The organism is Oleiphilus sp. HI0043, from assembly GCF_001634935.1.
In genome coordinates, this window is sequence record NZ_LWEY01000144.1 from 1 (window position 1) to 1,441 (window position 1,441).

General features: G+C 42.5%; 2 protein-coding genes. One reads left to right on the top strand and one right to left on the bottom strand.

The genetic code is table 11. The features are described 5' to 3' along the window. Positions 1-279: 279 nt before the first annotated feature. Positions 280-423 (top strand): hypothetical protein, encoded by a 144-nt coding sequence (locus A3729_RS31275; protein ID WP_156490390.1) that lies wholly within the window; start codon positions 280-282, stop codon positions 421-423. Between the two features lie 63 nt (positions 424-486). Here A3729_RS31275 and A3729_RS02775 read toward each other — a convergent pair. Then, positions 487-1,441 (bottom strand): YafY family protein (locus A3729_RS02775; protein ID WP_068633096.1); only part of this gene is annotated, 955 nt, incomplete at its 5' end.

Sequence of the window (1,441 nt, forward strand, 5' to 3'; positions counted from 1 at the left end):
GCTAGATGAAGTGTCTAAGCAAAGTGTGGAGTTTGCCGAGATCGCGGGGGCGCAACACGCCTTTGATGTATTCTCTTCGCTACGCAGCGACTATGTATTATTAGGGGTTGCTGAGCGTCTTGAGCAATGGCATCGAGATTTTCTTAAGAAAAATAAAGGAAATTAAAGAAAACTCCTATTTAGCGACAAAATATGTCGCTCCGCTCCATATTATAGATCCTGTACTTACTTAGCAGCACACATTAAATGCTGCTGACCTATATCATCAGGAGATCTAATATGTTCAGAATTAACGCATTCACTCAAAAAGGCACTAAGTTTCGTTTCCGCATCAAAAGCGACAACATTCATAATGTTCGTGACACTTTAAAAGAGATTTTTGAAGGTCAGGATATGCGTTTGGTACTGGTTGAGCCAGTTTAATAGAGGAAGTATGTATTGACGCTAGAGCCAATAGTTTCATGCTTATCTCGTTTAAACTTAATGTCAGTGTTGACGCTTTATATAGTTCGCCCGTATCAAGTCGATGTTATCGATAAGGTCCTGTTTGATGATGTCGGGCGATATCACTTTGGCCTGAGGGCCTAATGACATTAACCAGTTTCTGAGTTGAACCGTGCGCTTAGTTGTAGCACTTAAGCTCCAGTCATCATCGTGAGCGTGATGTAGCTCCTGATCGTGACTGATAGGGTTGTCGTGTAAGTCTTGTATTAAATTGCTGTGTTTTCCCGTCGTAATACTCAGCTCCAGGGTGTAAGTCTGAGCGTCTTGAAAGTCGATTAAGACATCCATATTTCCTTGATCTAGATAGCTTTTTAGCTCGAAATCTTCAGGCACCGCATTTGCGTGACTGCTAACACTTAAGTCACTTATCTTATGAATCAAGAAACTTCGAAAAGCCTCATCGCCCTTTTGCATGTCACCTTCCTTCTTGGCGACTAAATATATTTTCGGCAGCATAATCGCAACGCCGAAAGGATGAACCTCATAATCTTTGAGTTTTCCTTGGCTTTGATAGCTTAGTATCAGGCGTTTGCGATGAAGGATAGCGCTGTATATCCGGTTTAGCATTTCCAGGTCAAAATCGGCAGCCTTTAACTGTTGCCCGCGTTGGAAAAATTCTACGGCGCTAGTCAGGCGTTGATAATGCTTGGGGGAAATCGACTTCTCTTGTTTTAGAAGCTTGTCTTGAGCTTCCTGAAAAATAGATTTAAGGACATTCTGAGTATCAACAGGTAAGACTTGCTTCAGATGCTTTTGGCTTATGGAGAGTGCCAATGCCATGTAGTCAGGCATTTTCTCAAAACTGTAGCCAATAAGAGAATAAGGGTCGAGACGCCAGAGCCGGCTCTTTCCCAGGCCTTTTTCAGTGCTTAGGCCAAACTCGTTATGGTAGTCATTATCGTCTATTTCGTCACCGAGTAGGAACTTCAAGTCACGT